The organism is Vibrio litoralis DSM 17657, from assembly GCF_000426765.1.
Taxonomy (GTDB): Bacteria; Pseudomonadota; Gammaproteobacteria; order Enterobacterales; family Vibrionaceae; genus Vibrio; species Vibrio litoralis.
In genome coordinates this window covers 26762-47878 of record NZ_AUFZ01000017.1, presented here as the reverse complement: position 1 = coordinate 47878, position 21117 = coordinate 26762, and the positions used below count along the sequence as shown (strand labels likewise).

Below are 21117 nucleotides of genomic sequence, written 5' to 3'. Positions count from 1 at the left end.
TCTAATCCTTTAGCCCTGCATCGACTCGAGTTCTTCCCAACGTCCGAATGCAGTTTCTAATTCTTGTTCAGCAGCGTTCAGTCGATCCAAAATCGCTTGAGTTTTATCGCTACTCTGTGTGAAAAAGTCAGGTTGATTGACCTGAGTTTGTAACTGTTCAATTTCCGCTTCCAATGACTCTAGTACTTGAGGTAAAGACTCTAACTCACGTTGCAGTTTATAAGATAACTTCTTCGGTTTGTTAGCATTTGGTTGAGTTTTGGGAGTTTCTTCAACCACTGTGTCTACTTTCGCTGGTTTTTCATTCACAGAAGAAGACTGTTGTGTAACACCTCGAGACTGCAACACTTGAGCACGTTGCTCTTGAGCATCATGATAGCCACCAACAAACTCTTCAATTTTACCGTTACCTTCAAAAATCCAACTGGTTGTAACAGTATTATCAACGAATTGACGATCATGACTTACTAAAAGCAAAGTACCTTGATAGTTGGCAAGAATTTCTTCCAAAAGTTCCAATGTTTCGATATCTAAATCGTTAGTTGGTTCATCGAGAATCAATAAATTATTCGATTTTAAGAACAAGCGCGCTAAAAGTAAGCGGTTTTTCTCACCACCGGATAAAGCTTTAACCGGTGTACGCGCCCTTTTCGGTTCAAATAGGAAATCTTGCAAGTAACCCAGAACATGGCGAGTTCTTCCACCGACGGTCACTTCTTGCTTACCGTCAGCTAAATTATCCATTACTGTTTTTTCAGGATCGAGCACTTCACGATACTGATCGAAATACGCAACTTCCAATTTCGTTCCGCAATGCAAGCGGCCTGAATCGGGTTTTAACTTATCAAGCAACAATTTCAATAAGGTACTTTTACCACAGCCGTTTGGCCCAATTAATGCGATACGATCACCGCGCATAATATTGAAGCTGAAATCATCGACAATGATTTTGCCATCAATTTGATAGCACAGATTCTCTGCTTCAAAGATGATTTTGCCAGAACGGTTAGACTCATCAATTTGAATATTGGCTTTACCCTGTACTTCACGACGGTCAGAACGTTCTTCACGGAGCTTTTTAAGTGCACGAACACGCCCTTCGTTACGAGTACGACGCGCTTTGATACCTTGGCGGATCCATACTTCTTCTTGAGCGAGTTTTTTATCAAACTCTGCGTTTTGCATTTCTTCTATGCGTAACGCTTCTTCTTTATCAATCAAATATTGCTCATAATTGCCCGGGTAAGAACTCAGTTTTCCGCGATCTAAATCAAGAATACGAGTCGCCATTGATTGAATAAAAGCACGGTCATGAGAGATAAAGACAATCGAACCACGGAAATCTTTCAAGAAGGCTTCTAGCCATTCAATCGTGGTGACATCTAAGTGGTTAGTTGGCTCATCTAGCAATAAAACATCTGGATCACATACTAAGGCGCGAGCTAAAGCAGCTTTACGTTGCCAGCCACCAGATAAGCTCGTCAGTAGTGTATGTTCATCCAAAGATAAAGACGTCAGAATATTTTTAATACGGTCTTCAAGACGCCAGCCGTCATTATGATCAAGCAGCTCTTGAATTTTAGATAAACGATTGATGTTCTTTTCCGATGGATCTTCCATCATGATATCGAGCTGATGTTGGTAGTCTTTTAATAATTCACCAACTTCTGCTAGCCCTTCTGCAACATAATCGTAAACCGTACCTTCGGCATTTCTTGGTGGATCTTGCTCTAAACGAGACACTACCACATCTTGCTCTATCTGAATTTTTCCATCATCCATAATGATTTCACCCGAAAGCACTTTCATCATGGTGGATTTACCTGCACCGTTACGGCCAACAAGACATACTCTTTCATTTTGCTGAAGCGCAAAATCGGATTTATCTAATAGAGGATGATCGCCAAAAGCCAGCTGGCCATTATGAATGGTAATTAATGCCATTGTGTTTTAACCACGCTTGTAATTCGTCTAAATTGAATGGCCAAAATAACTCACTCACTATATGTTGTAAGTTATTTTGGTGTTGTAAGTTACTTTGCTCGTTTTGTTCATCTTGCGAATGCAAGGTAAGCACAGGAATAGTGACGCCGTAACGAGAAAATAATGCATCATCAAAAGCAATATCAATCACTTGTACTTTATCGGCTAAAGACTGTTGAGAATCTTCCCCCCATAAAGTATCAAGCTGTTGATAAGCTAATTCACATAAATGACAACCCGAAGTTGAGTAAAGCGTCAGCATTTTTAATCTCTACCTCTGTGTTATTTAGCATTTATACTTAAGTGACCGATATATTTAAGAGATTTAGCTATATCACCTAGTCACGATGAGTAATGATCCAACAGTTATGGATATGCTTATTACGCGTAAAATCCATCGGCAATGTCTTCGCTGAAATATTCTCAGCTTTCAGCCCTAATTGCTCTAAGCCATCAAGATCCATCTTAAATAAGCGTTTATTGTTCGAAAAGACCACCACGGCATCTTCACGCATCAAGCGCTTTAGATTTTCCATCAGCATTAAATGGTCACGCTGAATATCGAAGGTTTGCTCCATACGTTTTGAGTTAGAAAACGTGGGTGGATCGATAAAAATCAGATCAAACGTTCTGTCTTCATGCTGCAGCCATTGCAAACAATCCGCTTGTTCAAATTGATGTGCTTCACCTGTAAAACCATTGAGCTCCATATTGCGCTGAGCCCATTGTAAGTAAGTATTCGACATATCAACTGTCGTGGTACTTTTCGCTCCACCAGCCGCGGCATGTACCGTTGCACTACCCGTGTAGGCAAATAAGTTCAAGAAGTCTTTGCCTGCTGCCATTTGGCCTAAACGACGACGGGTTAATTTATGATCGAGGAATAGACCGGTATCAAGGTAGTCTTGCAGGTTAACCAATAGCTGTACGCCATATTCGTTCACTTTTAAGTATTCCGAATCTTGCGATAGTTTCTGATATTGGCGCTTACCTTTTTGCTTTTCACGGGTTTTGATAACGACTTTATTGGCATCAACACCTAACACCTGAATCGTCGCACGAATAATATCGGTCAAACGACGCTTAGCCACTTCTTCAGGAATGGTCTTTGGTGGCGCATACTCTTGAATAACGACGTGATCTAAATACAGATCAATCGCTACATTGTAATTAGGTAGGTCAGCGTCATAGGCACGGTAGCAGTCTAGTTGCTCACGTTTAGCCCATTTACCAATTTTGGCTAAATTTTTCTTTAAACGGTTAGCGAAATCAGGGGCAATTTGTGCCTCTTCTTTTTCTGAATGACGCAGCGTTTCGCCGTTTGGATTCACTCGTGCGGTAATTGAGTAGTTTTTCTGGTGACACGGTAACGCACCATTACTCAATTTATACTGCTTATCCGCGCGCATACGTAGGCAACTTAATAACTCTTCACTTGAAGAGAAGATTGAAGCCTGACTACCCGCAAACTCACTCTTTAATTGCACACCAAACGACGTATACAGAGCTATAAGGCCAGGTTCCGTACCTAAACGCTCACCATAAGGCGGGTTACAAATCACCACGCCTTCAGTAAAGCCCTGTGGTTTTTCAAGTTTAGCGGCATCACCTAGGCTGAATTGAATCACACCGTCTAAACCAGCACGCTTAGCATTGTCTTTAGCCGTTTGTAGAACGCGACGGTCATTATCAATACCAAAGAAACGATTGTCACCAAGCGCTTTAATGCCCTTACGCCCCTGAACGCTAGCTTCTGCTTTAATTTCAGCCCAAGTTTCAGCTTCAAAATCATATAGAGATTCAAAAGCCCAAGCTTCACGCTGAATACCAGGAGCCACATTCGCAGCCATTAAAGCCGCTTCGATAAGCAAAGTACCAGAACCACACATAGGATCGAGTAAAGGCTGAGATTTATCCCAACCACTACGACTAACAATCGCACACGCTAAGGTTTCTCTTAATGGCGCTGCACCGGCTTGAATACGATATCCACGTTGATGCAAACCACGGCCTACCATATCAATACCAAGAATCGCTCTATCACGATGCAAACGGACATGGATACGAAGATCTGGCTGATCTTTGCTGATCTCCGGGCGACCTAAGTCTTTTTTGGTAAAGCTATCAACGATGGCATCTTTTACTTTCATCGCACCATACTGACTGTTGCGGATTTCGCGGTTGGTACCATTGAAATCAACAATTAAACGCTTTTTCACCGAGAAATAAGAAGACCAATTTACTGCAGAAGCTGATAAATAAAGATCCATATCATCGTTACAGTAAAACTCAGAAAGAATTAATACGAAACGAGAAGCCAAGCGGCTCCATAGACAACAGCGGTAAAGTTGTACATTGGTAGCAGTAAATCGAACCCCTGCTTGCACTGGTTTTGCATCGGTAACACCTAGTTGTGTCAGCTCATCAGCGAGCAAGTTTTCAAGGCCATTAGATGTTATCGCTAAATATTGATTCATTATAACTTTCAGTACGGTAATAAATGGAGTCAGATTATATAACGAAACCCCCACCTTATGCGACCACCTACATGCTTTAAGCATCGAATATCACAGAAAAGTCATCATATTTTTCCACATTCATCATTTAACACTTCAAATATCCACCTGCACATCTAAGTCCAGCACTTAAATCCTATACAACTAGTACATTCGCGCTAACTTCGCTTCACTTAAATATGCAGCATGCGCATATATAAAAAATCAACACCAAGGCGGAAGTGAATACTTATTCACATAAAAAACCACACCAAACTGGTCTATACCAGAAAGAGTTTTACAGTGTAAATTTATTACCAAATCAGCTTAAATGCGGAATTTTTTCACTTTAAGAGAAAGAAATACGATGGAATAAAGCTTAAAAAAGCTTTCATTTTTGCTTAAAAACTGTCTTTTTATCGCTTTTATTTTGCTCTATTCACAGTTTAATTGCTTATTCAGAGCGGTTAGCTGATAAATCGATAGTCAAACTAAGGCGATTTCATTTGGTTTTTAGGAAGTTGTTAACTGAATACGTTAGCGATAGGTGGGAAATTTTAGACAAAAAAAAGCCGGCACTAAGGCCGACCAAATGAACAACAAGGAACGAACAGGTTTAGATAAGATAATTACCCTACCATTGCATAAGTTTCAAAGTGAGTATGTAAGTTCGCTTTCGCAAAGCGATCGTGCATCACTTTAATTGACTCACCAAATTTAAGCGCTTTGGACTCTGTAAGACTGAAATCACGCAAAGATACAGAGACACAAATGCTGGCGCTTTCTCCAACTTCTACCACCATGAAGTGGCCCTCAGAGAAACAATTACGTAAATGTACAATCTCCCCCTCTTCTGGCGTAAAATCGCCGCCTTGTGTAGAGAAGAACCAACTCTTAGGTTGAACTGGCTTATGAAAGCGACGAGCTGCAACGCTATTTAATGCCAATTCTGCTTTTCTTGGTTCTGATAAAGGAAGTACATCAACTTGTTGTTTAAATTTATGGTAGCTAGATGCATCATCAACAGAAAATTCATTTTCTTGAAATGCACTGTTTACTAGAAGTTTTTGAGGAAGATTTACGCTGAAAACCATGTCCTGCCCAAGATCCAGCATAAGGGACTTGTTGGTCTCATTGTAATACCATTTCCATGTATCACTCGGTTTAAGCATTGTTCCAGCCTCTTCAAAAATAAAGTGAAATAAACACTTCACTTCTCGTCTATCCAATAAGATGTTATTAGATTGTACAAACAGATAGGCAAAAAAAAAGAGGAAAACATGTTCCTCTTTTCAGGCTGAAATCGATTTTTAGGCAGGATCTTTTTCTTGATCTTTAAATATTTTTAACAATGTCTTTGATCAATGCTGGGCCTTTGTAAATAAAACCAGAATAGACTTGAACAAGCTTAGCACCGGCTAGCATTTTCTCTTTAGCTGCGATATAAGAATCAATACCACCAACACCAATGATTGGGATCTCTTCACCTAGCTCTTTATAAAGCTGACGGATCACTTCAGTACTTTTCGATTGAACAGGACGACCACTTAAGCCCCCTGTTTCATTGGCATTTTTCATACCGTCAACTAAAGTACGATCCAATGTTGTGTTGGTTGCAATAACACCATCAATCTTATACTTCTTCAGTGAGTCACAGATTTGCTTTAATTCATCATCGGTTAAATCTGGGGCAATTTTTAACGCTAACGGAACATACTTACCGTATTGCTTAGCCAACTCCGCTTGTTTTTCTTTTAATGCTGACAATAATTCATCCAAAGCTTCACCGTATTGTAGAGTACGTAACCCAGGAGTGTTTGGAGAAGAAATATTCGCCGCAATATAACCTGCATATGGATAAACTTTTTCCATACAGATTAGGTAGTCTTCCGTACCCTTTTCAATTGGCGTATCTTTATTCTTACCAATATTGATACCTAGGATGCCATCGAAGTTTGATTGCTTCACATTTTCAATAAGTGCATCAACACCTTCGTTATTGAACCCCATACGGTTGATTATTCCTTCAGCTTCGACTATTCGGAAACAGCGTGGTTTGTCATTGCCTGGTTGTGCACGTGGCGTCACAGTACCAATTTCTAAAAAACCAAACCCCATCGCGCCAAAAGCATCAATGCATTCACCATTTTTATCCATTCCAGCAGCAAGGCCGACTGGGTTCTTAAATGTCAGTCCCATCACTTCAACAGAACGAGTTGGTAGATTTTGGCGGAAGAAAAAGTCTAAAGGTGTTCCATTGAGTCTTCTTAAATTCTTAATCGCTAATTCATGTGCCGTTTCTGCATTGAATTTAAACAAGCCAGCTCTGGCGATACGGTAAAGCATATTTCCTCCAAATAAGATCAAAAAAGCCCCGAAATTCCGGGGCGAAGTATACCTTTGTTATCAGTCTTATACTACTGCAATCGTTTGCAGTGCTTTGATCTCATGTTGTTATAGATGAGATCAAAGCTAAAATACAAAACATTAGTTACGCGGTCACCTATGTGATTACCTATTAGCGGCACAATTTAAGTTTAAAAGCATAAGTTCACGAAGTGCGACGGAAAACTTAGCGAATTCATGTGCGGAGCCTACTTTGAATTCATTCAAAATATTTTCCCAACGTTCTAGTGATGATCGGTTAGACTCCAGCCAATCAGTTAACTCACTCTCTACTTTCCTACCTTGCTTATCATCACAACGGCAAGAAAGAACTTGTAATGTTAAATTGCGTTGCTGCCAATCTAGATCTTCACGGAACGTTGCACGAGCAAGTGCTTGCCAATGGTTATCAACCGGTTGATTATTGATTTGATTCAAGAACCAATGCAGTGATAATCGATCACCTAAAGTGAAATACATCTTAGCGGTTTGCTCAATCGTCACCTCACATTCAGCGGCTACCGTAGAAATATCTAAAGCAGAATACAAGCTAGTTAAACGAGCGATTTTATTGGCCAATTCAGAATCGACACCTTGTTTTATCCAAGACTGAGCTTGCTGATTGTGCTCTTTCACTTCATCACTGACTAAATAATCATCAATTCCCGACTGAACAGCAACCACATCAGCTTGGTAGTGTTGAATGATCTCATTAACACTTAACTTCAGCATACGATTTCGCAATAGCCAACGCGATGATCGGCGCAAAATACGACGCAAAGACATCAATAACTCATACTGTACTTTCGCTGTAGCAGTGTTATCTAGGCTTCGCACCTTCTCAAACATAGAACCAGCATCAAATATTTCTCTAGCAGCAACATAGGCATTGGTAATATCTATTACACTAGCTCCAGTTTCATCATGCAAACGCGAGATAAAATTACAGCCCATCTCATTGACCATTTGATTGGCAAGTGACGTCGCGATAATTTCTTGCTTCAATGGATGTTGATTCATGTACGAACCATAGTTACGGCGTAACTTGGTTGGGAAGTAATTAGTCAACAATTGTGCATTAAATGGGTCAGTGGCAATCTCTTCACAAGCGAGTTGCTCTTTAAGTACCATTTTAGCGTAGGCAATCAATACTGAAAGCTCAGGTCGAGTTAGCCCTTTGCCCTGCTTCTCCCTCTCCAGTAAAGTTTCATCATCAGGAATATATTCTAAAGCTCGATCTAATTTACCAAGCTTTTCTAATGTATGAATAAAGCGAATTTGTTCTTTCACTTGAGCGGTACCTTGGTACTCACTCACCGAAATAGACTCTGACTGGCAGTACGCATCTTCTAAAACAATCTCGCTAATTTCGCCTTCCATACTATTAAGTACTTCATTACGCTGCTTGATGGTAAGATCGCCATTGCTGACTAGCGTATTCAAGAAGATCTTAATGTTCACTTCATTATCAGAACAATCTACACCACCAACGTTATCAACAAAGTCGGTATTTACTCGGCCGCCAGTGAGTGCGTATTCAATACGACCAAGCTGTGTCATACCTAAGTTACCACCTTCACCGACAACTTTTGCACGTAGTTCACGACCATCAATACGCAGACCATCATTGGCTCTGTCACCAACATCGGAATGATTTTCTTCTGACGATTTAATGTAAGTGCCGATACCACCGTTCCACAGTAGATCAACATTCATTTTCAACAGTAACTTGATCAATTCTGTTGGCGTTACAGATTGCTTTTGCGTACCAACCATTTTTTGGATCTCAGGGGTCAACGAGATCGACTTGGAACGTCTTGAGAATATCCCCCCCCCTTGCGAGATCAAGCTTTGATCATAATCTTCCCAACTCGATCTTGGTAATTTGAACAAACGATCCCTTTCTTTCCAGCTGCTTGCTGAATCTGGGTTTGGATCAATAAAGATATGCATGTGGTTAAAGGCCGCTTGAAGGCGAATGTGCTTAGATAACAACATGCCATTACCAAATACATCACCGGCCATATCACCAATCGCAACACAGGAAAAATCAGTAGTTTGGCAATTAATCCCCATTTCACGGAAGTGGCGTTTAACCGACTCCCAACCACCTTTGGCGGTAATCCCCATCGCCTTATGGTCATAGCCATTTGAACCACCAGAGGCAAAGGCATCACCTAACCAAAAGTTGTATTCAGCCGACACTGAGTTGGCAATATCGGAGAAGGTTGCGGTTCCTTTATCAGCCGCCACAACAAGATAAGCATCATCGGCATCATGTCGAACTACATTAGTTGGTGGTACAATTTCGCCTTCAATAATATTGTCAGACACATCCAATAACGCGCGAATAAAACGCTTATAGCAACGTTGCCCTTCTGCAAAAATTTCATCTCGAGTGGTGAAATTTTGTTGACGCTTACAGACAAATCCACCTTTTGCCCCTACTGGAACAATCACGGTATTTTTAACTTGTTGTGCTTTAACCAAGCCTAAAATTTCAGTACGGAAATCTTCTTGGCGATCTGACCAACGCAGACCACCACGAGCGACTTTGCCAGCACGTAGATGCACACCTTCCACATCCGGAGCATAAACAAAGATCTCAAACTCAGGCACAGGCGCTGGAATTTCTGGAATATTTCTCGGCATCAATTTCAGTGCTAACCATGGCTTCTCGCTACCATGTTCATCAGTTTGGTAGAAGTTTGTTCTGATGGTTGCTTGGATCATTTCCATATAACGACGAATGATTCGATCATCATCTAAGCTTTCAACTTTCTCTAGTTGTTCTTTAATGGATGAAACCAGTTTATCTTCCGCTTTCGCTCTAGCTTTAACACTAGGATCAAATCGCTTAACAAATAAGGCAACTAAGGCTTGTGCCAATTTAGGATGATTAGACAACGTATCTTCAATGTATTGCTGACTAAATGGGAAACCAACTTGACGCATATAACGTGCATAACTGCGCAAGATTGTAACTTCTCTTCCCGTTAAACCTGCAGAAAGAATCAATCTATTAAAACCATCGCTCTCTAGATCGCCAGACCAAATTGCAGCAAAAGCTTGTTGGAAACGATCTTGCGCTTCACGAAGATCGACTTTTTGATCACCGCGGTGCAGCATTGAGAAATCTAAGATCCAAAAAACAGTACCATCGGCTTTTTCGATCTCATATGGAGATTCCCCGATCACGCGTAAACCTAGATTTTCAAGCATTGGCATCACATCAGAAAGATGGATCGGCTCATCACGGTGATACAGTTTCAAGCGTACGGCTTTTGAATCGGCTCTGACTTCTTGTGGGCGGTAAAACAACATTCCCAACTTTTTATCTTCATTTAAAGATTCCAAGAGTTCAATATCGGCAACGGCTGTACCACCAGCTAATGTGGCTTCTTTATATGAGCGAGGGAAAGCATCCTGGTATTGCTTAGCCAGTTGGGTGCCTTGATTTTCGCCAAAATTACCCATAATAGATTGGATTAAACGATCATCCCAAGATGAAGACGCTTCCATTAGATCCCTCTCAATCGTTTTAACATTGATATCTTGATTATTATTATCCACTCGCACTATATAGTGGGTTCTTGCTAGCGGGCTTTCCGAAAAATAAGTAGTAAACTCAACATCTTGATCGCTTTTAAAATAGTTCTTAAAAATCTGCTGAGTCTTAAATCGAAGCTCTGTGTTGTAACGCTCTTTGGTTACGTAGACCATGCAACTAAAGAAACGTCCAAAGGGGTCTTTACGAACAAACAGACGTAGTAAATCGCGGTCTTGCATTTGCACAACACCCATACCCACTTCAAGTAGCTCTTCCTCACTGGCTTGAAGGAGTTCATCTCTTGGGTAGTTTTCTAAAATATTATGCAGTGCTTTCCAGGAATATGACCCTTTAAGATAACCACTTGATTGTAAAATACGCGCGACTTTATCTCGAATAAGCGGAATGCTACCGACACTTTGGTTGTAAACCGCTGACGTGTATAAGCCTACAAAACGATGCTCTCCAATTACCTTGCCTTCATCATTAAACTTTTTGATGCCAACATAATCGGTATAAGCACGACGGTGAATAGTAGAAGCATGACTGCCTTTTGTTAAAACCAGTAATTCTTGCTTGGTGACTTCCAATCTTGCGGATTCAAGCAATTCAGATAGTTTGTAACTACGTATGCGACTTTCTTGTTTCAATAAACCAAGTGCGGGAGATTTAGATGGATTTAACTCTAAGTCCCCTTTTGTGGCTTTTAGCTCAAATTCTTTGTATCCCATAAAGGTAAAATTATGTTCACCAAGCCAACGTAGGAATGCTAAGTCTTCTTGTAGTCTTTCTTTCTCTAATGGAATATTTTTTATGTTATCTTCGGTTTCTTTTATCGCAAGTAGTAACTTGTCACTCATCTTGTGCCAGTCTTCAACAACTGAGCGAGTATCTTTCAGAACCGACAATAATTCGTCTTTCAATTCCGACATTCGAGCTTTGTCATTCAAACGATCTATTTCAATATGAAATAGAGATTGCATGTCACCTTGCCCATCATTGATAGCGACAACTTCATCTTTTTTTCTACTAATTTGAGTAGGTGCATTGGCCATGAAGTGACTGGTTAAACCTAAGCGATTGATCGCCATTTTGACTGAATCGACTAAAAATGCAGAATCAGGAACGACTATCTCAATAACCGTATGACTCGACTGCCAACCTTGGCGACTTAATGTTGGGTTGAATACTTTCACTGACACCATGTCGGCGTCTTTTTCTAAGATGTGCTGCCACAAACTGACAACCGCACCATAGAGATCAGATTCATTCCTTTGAAAAAGATCATCTTGCGAAATATTACTGTATAGATGTTCAGCTAACTTGCTGACTAAAGGCTGAGTTTCCACTTCTAATTTGTCCTGTATAAGTTGATAGACTTTCTCAAGTAATACAGGGGTGACTTTTTCACTCGTTGGCATCTTTACACTCCACAAAATGGGGATATTATTTTTATATTGTTCACGTTACGAAACAGTACCAAACACTACTGAAAAACGGCTTGTTAGAATCTTTACTGTCTTATTCCAAAAGCTACCAGATGTTATTTAGATACAGGTATATTGTAAGAGTAGTATTGATAGAAAGTTAAATGGTTTCCTATCGATATACAGGATAAAAGTCGAATATGTGACTTAGACACTTATTGGAAGCACTTAAAAATAATCAATATAAGAATAAAACGTCTGTTTAAGTGGATTATGGCAATCAATTTCTCTAGATGGAAAATGATTGTCGGTATTTTTTATACATAAAAATGATAAATCGCGCTGCTTCTCAAAGACATTTTCCCAAAAGTTAAAACGAAAAAAGCAGCCCGAAGACTGCTTATAGATTAGCAACTTAATGTTATGAAAATCGTTAAGACTAAGACTTACGCCTCTAGTGCTTTATTGATTTTTTCATAAAGATCTTTAGCGAGATTCTCAAGTTTCGATAACTTTTCTAACTCAGTACGAATAAGCGTCTGACGAGTTTCATCGTATTGGCGATACTTCAATAAAGGATCGATCATACGAGAAGCAACTTGCGGATTACTTTCATTTAGTTGAATAAGGATTTCACTGGCAAATTGATAACCCGAACCATCAATTGCGTGGAAGTTCACTGGATTTTGTCCAAAGAAAGCACCAACCAAGCTGCGCGTTCTATTTGGATTTTTCAAGCTAAATGCAGTATGAGACATGGTTTGCTTAATCATCTCTAAAGCATTATTTGCAGGATTGGTTCCTTGCAGCATAAACCATTTATCCATTACCAATCCATCATGACTCCACTTATCACTAAAATCTTTCATTAGTGATTCACGGCAAGCTAATTGTGCTTGGTTGGCTGAACTCATCGCCGCCATCGTATCTGTCATATTATTTGCAGATTGATATTGTGCTGTGACCAGTTTTTCGCCTTCATCCGTCACTGCCAAATAAGCTAAACAAGTATTACGTAATGATCGTTTACCAATGCAATCATGCTCTACCGAATACTGCTCTTGCTTTAAGCTATGGTACATAGCGGTTAGTTCTTCAACTAATTCTGCCGCAATGGCACGTTTCATAAAGCCTAGTGCCTCAGCGATTGCATCGACATCAACCGGTTTGAACCAACCTGCTACTTCGTTCTGACTTGGTAGCGTGAGCATTTCTGCGATAAAGGCAGGCTCCAATGTTTCACTTAACAAAATACCTTTAAAAGCATCAAGCACAGATTGTGGTAATGACAATTCTTTGTCCGTTTGGAATGCAGCGATATTTTGGCGTAAGTATTTAGCAATCAAGTTCTGTCCAGCATCCCAACAAGCAAATTCATTCTGTGCTTTGACCATTAGGAACATCAGATCTTCATCAGAGTAATCGTACTCTAATTTAATTGGCGCAGAGAACTCACGTAGTAACGAGATAACTGGCTTTTCTGAGACATTTTCAAACACAAAGCTTTGTTCATCTTGGGTAAAATTCAACACATTGCCGACTGGTTTACCATTTACCACCATAGGAACGATGCTGCCATCTTGGGCATATAATTCAACATTCATTGGAATATGCAAAGCTTGTTTTTCAGGCTGATCTTGTGTTGCAGCCGTTGCTTGAGTCAGCTGTAAAGTGAAGGTGTTATTTTGCTGATCATAGCTTGTTGTCGCTTTTACTTGTGGCGTACCTGATTGGCTATACCACAAGCGGAATTGCTGTAAATCAACACCAGATGCATCTTCCATAGCCGCCACAAAGTCATCACAAGTCGCCGCGGTTCCATCATGGCGCTCAACATAAAGTTTCATGCCTTTTTGGAAATTCTCTTCGCCCAGTAATGTGTGGATCATTCGGATCACTTCGCTACCTTTTTCATACACGGTTAAAGTATAGAAGTTATTCATTTCTATCACTTTTTCAGGACGAATTGGGTGTGACATTGGGCTGGCATCTTCAGCAAATTGCGGGCCACGAATGATGCGAACGTTATTAATACGATTCACTGCGCGCGAGCCTAGATCGGAAGAAAACTCTTGATCACGGAAAACCGTTAAGCCTTCTTTCAGACTCAATTGAAACCAATCACGACAAGTAATTCGGTTACCCGTCCAGTTATGGAAATATTCATGACCAATCACTGCTTCAATGCCTAGGTAATCAGTATCGGTTGCAGTTTGGTCATTCGCCAATACGTACTTAGAGTTAAAGACGTTCAAACCTTTGTTTTCCATTGCGCCCATGTTGAAGAAATCAACCGCCACAATCATATAAATATCAAGGTCATACTCTAATCCAAAGCGCTCTTCATCCCACTTCATTGCATTAATCAGTGAAGTCATTGCGTGTGGCGCTCTATCTAGATTACCTTGATCAACAAAGATTTCTAACTCTACTTTACGACCAGACATTGTCGTATATTGATCTCTTAATACATCAAACTGGCCAGCCACTAAAGCAAACAAATACGATGGTTTTGGATGTGGATCCGACCACTTCACCCAATGACGACCATTATCAAGATCACCACTATCCACTCGGTTACCGTTACTTAGCAAATAAGGATTGATTTCTTTATCCGCAATAACAGTGGTGGTGTATTTTGCCAACACATCTGGGCGGTCAAGGAAATAAGTTATTCGGCGGAAACCTTCAGCTTCACATTGAGTACAGAATGCACCGCCAGATTTATATAAACCTTCTAATGCCGTATTTGAAGATGGATCGACTTTAGTAACGATGGTTAATTCAAACTCTTTCGGCAAGTCATGAATATGGAGGTTTGTTTGAGTAAGCTCATAAGCTGACCACTCCACTCCATCAACTTGAATACCAGCCAACTCCATATGCTCACCGTCTAAGGTAAGTGTTGAGTTATCTTTTTGCTTAATCACTTTAGAGACAGCTGTAACCGTTGTCTCTTGATCAAATAAATCAAAAGTTAAATCGAGATCGCTAATCGTAAAATCTGGAGAAGTGTAATCTTTGCGATACTTAGCTTGTGGCTGGTGGCTCATATTCAGTCCTTTTCATGTACGAATGATTAAAACTATTCTTACATAAAATATTAACCTTGCCCATTTCCACACTAGTTAAATGCTAACAATGTTACTCTATTGAGCGAGTTTGATTGGTTTTTACCCTTAATTTGAAGTTTATAGAGAGAGCTAATGCAAAGAACTGCGCTGAAATGCAATGTACATATCAGCATCCTGGCTACTCAAAACAAGTTGTTGCGAATTTAACGCATATTGGGAAGCTTGTTCACCATCGTTGTAAATGAAGTAAATATAATTATCTTCAATATAGTAAATACCATCTCGATATTTATTACTACCTTTCGATGTAAACGACTGAATAGAAAAGTAAAAATTAGGATAGAGTACAAGATCGATATCTGAAACAAAGCTAGATTCTACATCGCTTCCCCTTACCTCTGTACTTCTCCAGTAACCAGACAAATGCTCAGGTACTGTTTTACTAAACGCCACACCATTAAGTAACAATTGGTTCGGGTTAACTGTATATTGATAAGTTTGTGGGGATTCCGATTCCACTCCAAGCACAATTTCAGAATCATCAATGGAATATTCACCAGACCATGAATGCACGGTTCTATCTTTACGCTGTATCTGTATTCCAAACTGATAATTCGATTCGAGTTCCAAAGTAATTGATAAGAAATCTTCTGGAATTGTTTCTGGTGCAGGGTTAATCACATGCCATTCTCCAATCAAAAAAGGATTATCGAACAAAAACATATCATATTTTTTAGGTGACTCGAACGCTGCGGCCCCTAAGGCAAGACAACTTAATAACACAATTAAACTTTTCATCCGCCTCTCCCAGTATCATTGTAAACAAGACAAAGGCTCTTCACTCAGGCATATCGAAAAGGAAAAGACTTGAACCTATGAATTAAGGATAGTTGTATGTTTTAAGAGCGGCAAATTGAATTGAATAAAAAAAGCGAGAGCCAAATGGCCTCGCTTGATATAGATAAAACAAAACGAATATAACTAACTATTTGATAAATCGGCAGTAATAGCGACAGCTTCGTCCAAGTAAGCATCTGGAGCTTCATAGTCTTTAGGGATATCGTCCAAAGTTTTAAACTCTGGTTTATCTGCTAATTTTTGACGCTTATTCACGCGCTCTAATCGCTCTTTATCCGCTTTATCGACTTCAGCTTCACGGAACTTCTCATTTAAAGAAATCGTCGTATCATCTTTTTCTGCTTTATATTTCTCAATATTTTGCTGAATAAATGAAAACTCAAGGTCGTTAGCAATACGCTGCTTATGTAAAGTGGTTAATTTCGCGACTTCAGCTTGTAATGCATCTTTCGATTCAACGGGAGTATAGTTAGCCGCAGGAATTTGGTCCCAAGGCAGAGCATTATCTTCTACACTTTCACCTGTATCTTCCGGAGCAATCGCACTTGGGAATGGAATATCAGGTGATACCCCTTTTCTTTGTGTGCTACCACCGCTGATGCGATAGAACTTTTGAATCGTGTATTGAACGTAACCGAGTTCTTGATCGAACGTATCGTAAATATGCGTTAGCGAACGATGCTGTTGTACCGTTCCTTTACCATAAGAGTTTTCGCCAAGAATAATGGCACGATCGTAATCTTGCATCGCTGCAGCAAAAATTTCAGATGCCGAAGCACTGTAGCGGTTAATTAATACTGTTAATGGACCATCGTAATGCTCCACCGCATCGGTATCGCTATCGACATTGACTCGGTCATAACTATCACGTACTTGAACCACTGGTCCTTGCGTGATAAATAAACCTGATAAATCAATGGCTTCTGTTAATGCACCGCCGCCATTGTTACGTAAATCAACAACCACACCATCCACTTTCTTCTGATTAAATTCAGCCAACAGTTTATTGGTATCTTTTGCTAATCCAACGTAGAAACTTGGAATTTCTAGTACACCGATTGTTTTGCCACTTTTTTCAATGACTTTCGATTTAACAGCACGGTCTTCTAGGCGAATTTTATCACGCACAATTGTGACAACGTGACTTTTTGCACTCTTTCCTTCCGGTAAGATCTGCAGGTTAACTTTAGTACCTTTAGGACCTTTGATCAGCTGAACAACATCATCAAGACGCATTCCGATGATATCAACCATCTTCTTACCATCTTGACCAACCGCGATAATTTTATCGCCTTCAGACAATTCTTTCGATCCTGCTGCAGGGCCACCCGTAACGAGCGAACGAATAATAGTATAGTCATCTTCTGACTGTAAAACCGCACCAATTCCTTCTAACGACAAGCTCATCTCTGATTGAAATTCATCCGCTGAACGAGGAGAAAGATAGCTAGTGTGTGGATCAATTTGACGCGCAAACGCATTCATGTAGATCTGAAAAGCATCTTCACTATGAGCCTGAGTAATTCGTTTGATGGCATTATTATAACGCTTAGTTAATAACTCTTTAATTTCCGGCCATTCTTTACCCGTCAATTTAAGGTTTAACGCATCATACTTAACTCTTTGACGCCATAACTCATCAACTTCAGCTGTATTCTTAGGCCATGCAGCTTCAGAACGATCAAGCTCCATTCTCTCATCAGTATCAAACTTGATTTCATTATCGAGCAAGGTTAATGCATAAGAAAAACGTTCGTAACGACGCTTCATTGATAGGTTAAACATATCAAATGCAGCTTTGGTATCGCCCGACTTCAATTGATCATCAATATCCGTTTCAAATGGTTTGAAACTATCAATATCCGCTTGAGTGAAAATATTACGATTGTAATCGAGAGATTCTAAGTAACGGTCGAAAATACCTTTAGAAAAAGCATCATCTAGGCTGAAGTGTTTGTAATGAGAACGAGTAAAACGTTTAGCGACTCGCTGACTTGCAATTGCATGCTGAGATTCAGGAGCCAGAGTAGGAATCTGTGACTCGCTGATCGTCGGCTGTACAGCAAATGCAGAGTTTGCTGCTAGCGTTAAGCTAGCAGCAAGTAGTGAAACTTTTAATCGGCAATTCATGCGTAGGAATATCCTTTTATACGCGCAAGTGCTCCGCTTTTACGACCATTTGTAAGCCGTTAGCAAGACGGACACGAACATCGTCTTTATTAATCTCAACAATCGTTGCAGCCATGTTGCCTTGACCCATGTTTACATTGATATCTTTACCGATGACAATTTCATCTGATTTCAATTCACGAGTTTCAACGACAGGTGCTTTTTGAGCAGGCTTTTTAGATTCAGCTTTTGGCTTACGTGGCGCTTTTGGTGTCGTTTTTGCTTTAGCTTTAGCTGCTCTTTCTTCACGGTTTTTATCCGCTTGCTCTTTACGACGAGCTTGAACACGCGCTTTACTTTCTGCAAGTGTCGTTTGAGCATGCTCAACATGTTCGGCTTCTAACTCACCGCATGCATTACCATCAAGGTCAACACGAGTTGCGCCTAATTTTACGCCGTGAAGGTAACGCCAAGATGACGTGTATTGACGTAAAGCAGCACGCAATTGAGTTTTACTTACTTTAGGATCTTCGCTTAGACGCTCTGCAAGATCTTGAAAGATACCAATTTTTAAAGGCTTTGCTTCGCCTTCTAAAGTAAAGCATTGTGGGAAACGTTCAGCAATATAGGCAATGACTTCTTTGCTGTTCTTTAACTTTTCAGTGTTTTCCATGAGGGTTCCTGGTTGGTGCGGTCTCATCCGCACGGGTGTTCGTATAAATAATTCACGCTATTATAGTGAGATGAAAATGAAAAACCACCAACACGTGCAAATTAACATGGGTTATTATGACTATATGGTGATAAAAAGTTTTTTTTTCACTCAAAAAATGCACGTTTCGTACTATTTATTTAATTAACGTGATTTTGTTATTTAAAGTGAGTTTGCAATATTAACTCAACTTCTTTCATCATTGCGACCAATCCTTGCTCATCTTCTTCCGAAAAACGGCCAATATTTGGGCTATCTATATCTAAAACGCCAACCACTTTATTATTGACCGAAAATGGGATAACAAGTTCCGAATTACTTTGGGCATCGCAAGCAATATGGCCTTCAAACTGATGAACATCATAAATGCGCTGCACACTATTCCCTGCTGCTGCAGTACCACACACACCTTTTCCTAATGGAATACGTACACAAGCTGGTAATCCTTGAAAAGGTCCTAATACCAGCTGGTCGTCTTTTAACAAATAAAAGCCAACCCAATTAATTTCTTCTAATTCCATGTTCAATAACGAGCTAATATTAGCTAAGTTGGCAATAAGATCCGGTTCAGATTCAATTAATGCTTTTACTTGAGCTGTAATACGCTGGTACATCTTTAGACTCATGCTTTGTCTTCCATCTTTTTTCAATTTACGTACAATGCCTTACATCGGAAATAGGAATCATTATCAAATATGAATAATAACGATAGGCATATGATTAACCAGAGTTGGTTATTCACTCAAGTTAAGAAACATAAGGGTAAATTAATCTTTGCCAATGTGGTAGCAATTTTGGCGACTATTATCAGTGTGCCTATTCCTCTATTAATGCCTTTAATGGTCGATGAGGTCTTACTCAATAAACCATCTGGTGGCATTGAGTTTATGAATGCGCTTTTACCCCATTCACTGCAAAATCCAACCGGATATATTGGTTTTGTTTTTTTGCTGATCGTACTAATGCGCACCGTGAGCCAACTTCTTAATATTGTGCAGAGCCGGCAGTTTACTTTGGTGTCAAAAACCATCACCTACCACATTCGTTCTAGAATGCTCGATAAGCTCGGATTAATTAGCATTCAGCAATATGAAACCCGTGGTAGTGGCGGCATTAATTCCCATTTAATTACCGATGTTGAAACCATAGATGCTTTTATTGGAACCACTCTCAGTAAATTCATCATCAGCTTTTTGACCGTTTTTGGCACCGCTATTGTATTGCTTTGGTTAGACTGGCGATTAGGGTTATTTATTTTATTGGTCAACCCTATCGTCATCTACTTTTCGCGCAAGCTTGGTAGTAAAGTTAAGCACTTGAAACAAAGGGAAAACCAATCCTTTGAGCGTTTTCAAAATCGTTTGATTGAAGTACTTGATGGTATTTATCAGTTACGAGCATCAAATAAAGAAAAGCTCTATCTAGAACAATTAAAACAACAAGCAGATGAAATACGCCAAGATGCAGATAAATTTGCCTGGCAATCTGAAGCGGCTGGACGTTTGTCCTTCCTACTCTTCCTTCTAGGGTTTGAGCTATTCCGTGCTGTTGCCATGTTAATGGTGCTATTTAGCGACCTGACTATTGGTCAAATTTTTGCCGTCTTTGGTTATTTGTGGTTTATGTTAGGGCCCGTTCAAGAACTACTGGGCGTTCAGTTTTCGTGGTACAGCGCTAAAGCCGCATTGCAGCGCATCAACTTATTATTACAAATGGAAGAAGAACATCGTCCAACCTCGACAGTTAACCCATTTGAAGCTGATAAACCTATTGATATCAAGATCAATAATGTTTGCTTTGCATATAACGATGAATCACAAGTATTAGACCATTTGAGCCTAACGATACCTGCGGGCAAGAAAGTGGCGCTTGTTGGCGCAAGCGGCGGAGGAAAGTCAACGTTAATTCAGCTACTTATCGGCGTATACCAACCACAAAGCGGCACAATCCAATTTAACGGTGAAAATGCCGATAACATTGGTTATGAAGTGATTCGAGATCAAATAGCAGTTGTATTACAGCAACCTATCCTATTTAATGACACCCTCAGGAAAAACCTGACACTTGGTAGTGAGCTTCCTGACAGTGCTTTATGGCATGTATTAGAAGTTGCCCAGCTAGATGATGTGATCACTCAACTTTCTGAAGGTTTAGATACCCAGGTGGGTCGACAAGGCGTTCGGTTATCCGGTGGGCAAAGGCAGCGACTATCAATTGCTCGTATGCTACTAACCAATCCGCAATTTGTGATATTAGATGAAGCGACATCCGCTTTAGATACTGCGACAGAATCAAGATTACACAAAGCGATGAATGCCTTTCTTGAAGGTCGTACGACGCTTATCGTTGCCCATCGTTTGTCTGCGGTACAGCAGGCTGACCTTATCTATGTTTTAGAAGACGGCAAGGTTATTCAAAGTGGCACTCACCGAGAACTAGTGGTTGAAGACGGCTTGTACCAAACGTTATACGGTAACGCCGAAAAAGACAAGTATGACAACTTAGCATATAAGTAGAGAGCAAT

12 protein-coding genes are annotated in these 21117 nt (G+C 40.1%); 1 reads left to right on the top strand and 11 read right to left on the bottom strand.

Annotation, left to right across the window (positions count from 1 at the left end):
- Positions 1 to 9: 9 nt before the first annotated feature.
- The 11 genes from K358_RS0105645 to K358_RS0105595 form a co-directional block, all read right to left on the bottom strand.
- Positions 10 to 1944: an ABC transporter ATP-binding protein gene (locus K358_RS0105645; RefSeq protein ID WP_027695905.1), complete on the bottom strand. Its 1935-nt coding sequence runs from the start codon at positions 1942 to 1944 to the stop codon at positions 10 to 12.
- Positions 1922 to 2245 (bottom strand): glutaredoxin family protein, encoded by a 324-nt coding sequence (locus K358_RS0105640; RefSeq protein WP_027695904.1) that lies wholly within the window; start codon positions 2243 to 2245, stop codon positions 1922 to 1924. Before K358_RS0105640 ends, K358_RS0105645 begins: the two co-directional genes overlap by 23 nt.
- Positions 2246 to 2321: 76 nt before the next feature.
- Positions 2322 to 4460 carry a bifunctional 23S rRNA (guanine(2069)-N(7))-methyltransferase RlmK/23S rRNA (guanine(2445)-N(2))-methyltransferase RlmL gene (gene rlmKL / locus K358_RS0105635; protein ID WP_027695903.1) on the bottom strand — a complete coding sequence of 713 codons (2139 nt, stop codon included), beginning with the start codon at positions 4458 to 4460 and terminating at the stop codon, positions 2322 to 2324.
- A gap of 647 nt (positions 4461 to 5107) precedes the next feature.
- Positions 5108 to 5650, bottom strand: coding sequence for a cell division protein ZapC (locus tag K358_RS0105630; protein ID WP_027695902.1), 543 nt, complete (start codon positions 5648 to 5650; stop codon positions 5108 to 5110).
- Between the two features lie 163 nt (positions 5651 to 5813).
- Entirely contained in the window at positions 5814 to 6824 is a 1011-nt protein-coding gene (gene pyrD, locus K358_RS0105625) for a quinone-dependent dihydroorotate dehydrogenase (RefSeq protein ID WP_027695901.1), read from the bottom strand.
- Positions 6825 to 6989: 165 nt separating this feature from the next.
- On the bottom strand, positions 6990 to 11834 hold the full coding sequence (locus K358_RS0105620; RefSeq protein WP_027695900.1) for an NAD-glutamate dehydrogenase: 4845 nt from the start codon (positions 11832 to 11834) through the stop codon (positions 6990 to 6992).
- Between the two features lie 452 nt (positions 11835 to 12286).
- Positions 12287 to 14893 carry an aminopeptidase N gene (gene pepN, locus K358_RS0105615; protein WP_027695899.1) on the bottom strand — a complete coding sequence of 869 codons (2607 nt, stop codon included), beginning with the start codon at positions 14891 to 14893 and terminating at the stop codon, positions 12287 to 12289.
- 150 nt (positions 14894 to 15043) lie between these two features.
- On the bottom strand, positions 15044 to 15712 hold the full coding sequence (locus K358_RS0105610; protein ID WP_027695898.1) for a hypothetical protein: 669 nt from the start codon (positions 15710 to 15712) through the stop codon (positions 15044 to 15046).
- Positions 15713 to 15895: 183 nt separating this feature from the next.
- Positions 15896 to 17902 (bottom strand): carboxy terminal-processing peptidase, encoded by a 2007-nt coding sequence (gene prc / locus K358_RS0105605; protein ID WP_027695897.1) that lies wholly within the window; start codon positions 17900 to 17902, stop codon positions 15896 to 15898.
- A gap of 16 nt (positions 17903 to 17918) precedes the next feature.
- Positions 17919 to 18554, bottom strand: coding sequence for an RNA chaperone ProQ (gene proQ, locus K358_RS0105600; RefSeq protein ID WP_027695896.1), 636 nt, complete (start codon positions 18552 to 18554; stop codon positions 17919 to 17921).
- A 197-nt stretch (positions 18555 to 18751) separates the two neighbouring features.
- Positions 18752 to 19219, bottom strand: coding sequence for a GAF domain-containing protein (locus K358_RS0105595; RefSeq protein ID WP_027695895.1), 468 nt, complete (start codon positions 19217 to 19219; stop codon positions 18752 to 18754).
- Positions 19220 to 19309: 90 nt separating this feature from the next.
- On the opposite strand from K358_RS0105595, the gene K358_RS0105590 reads away from it, so the two are divergent.
- On the top strand, positions 19310 to 21109 hold the full coding sequence (locus K358_RS0105590; protein ID WP_425315032.1) for an ABC transporter ATP-binding protein: 1800 nt from the start codon (positions 19310 to 19312) through the stop codon (positions 21107 to 21109).
- The last annotated feature ends 8 nt before the right edge of the window (positions 21110 to 21117 follow it).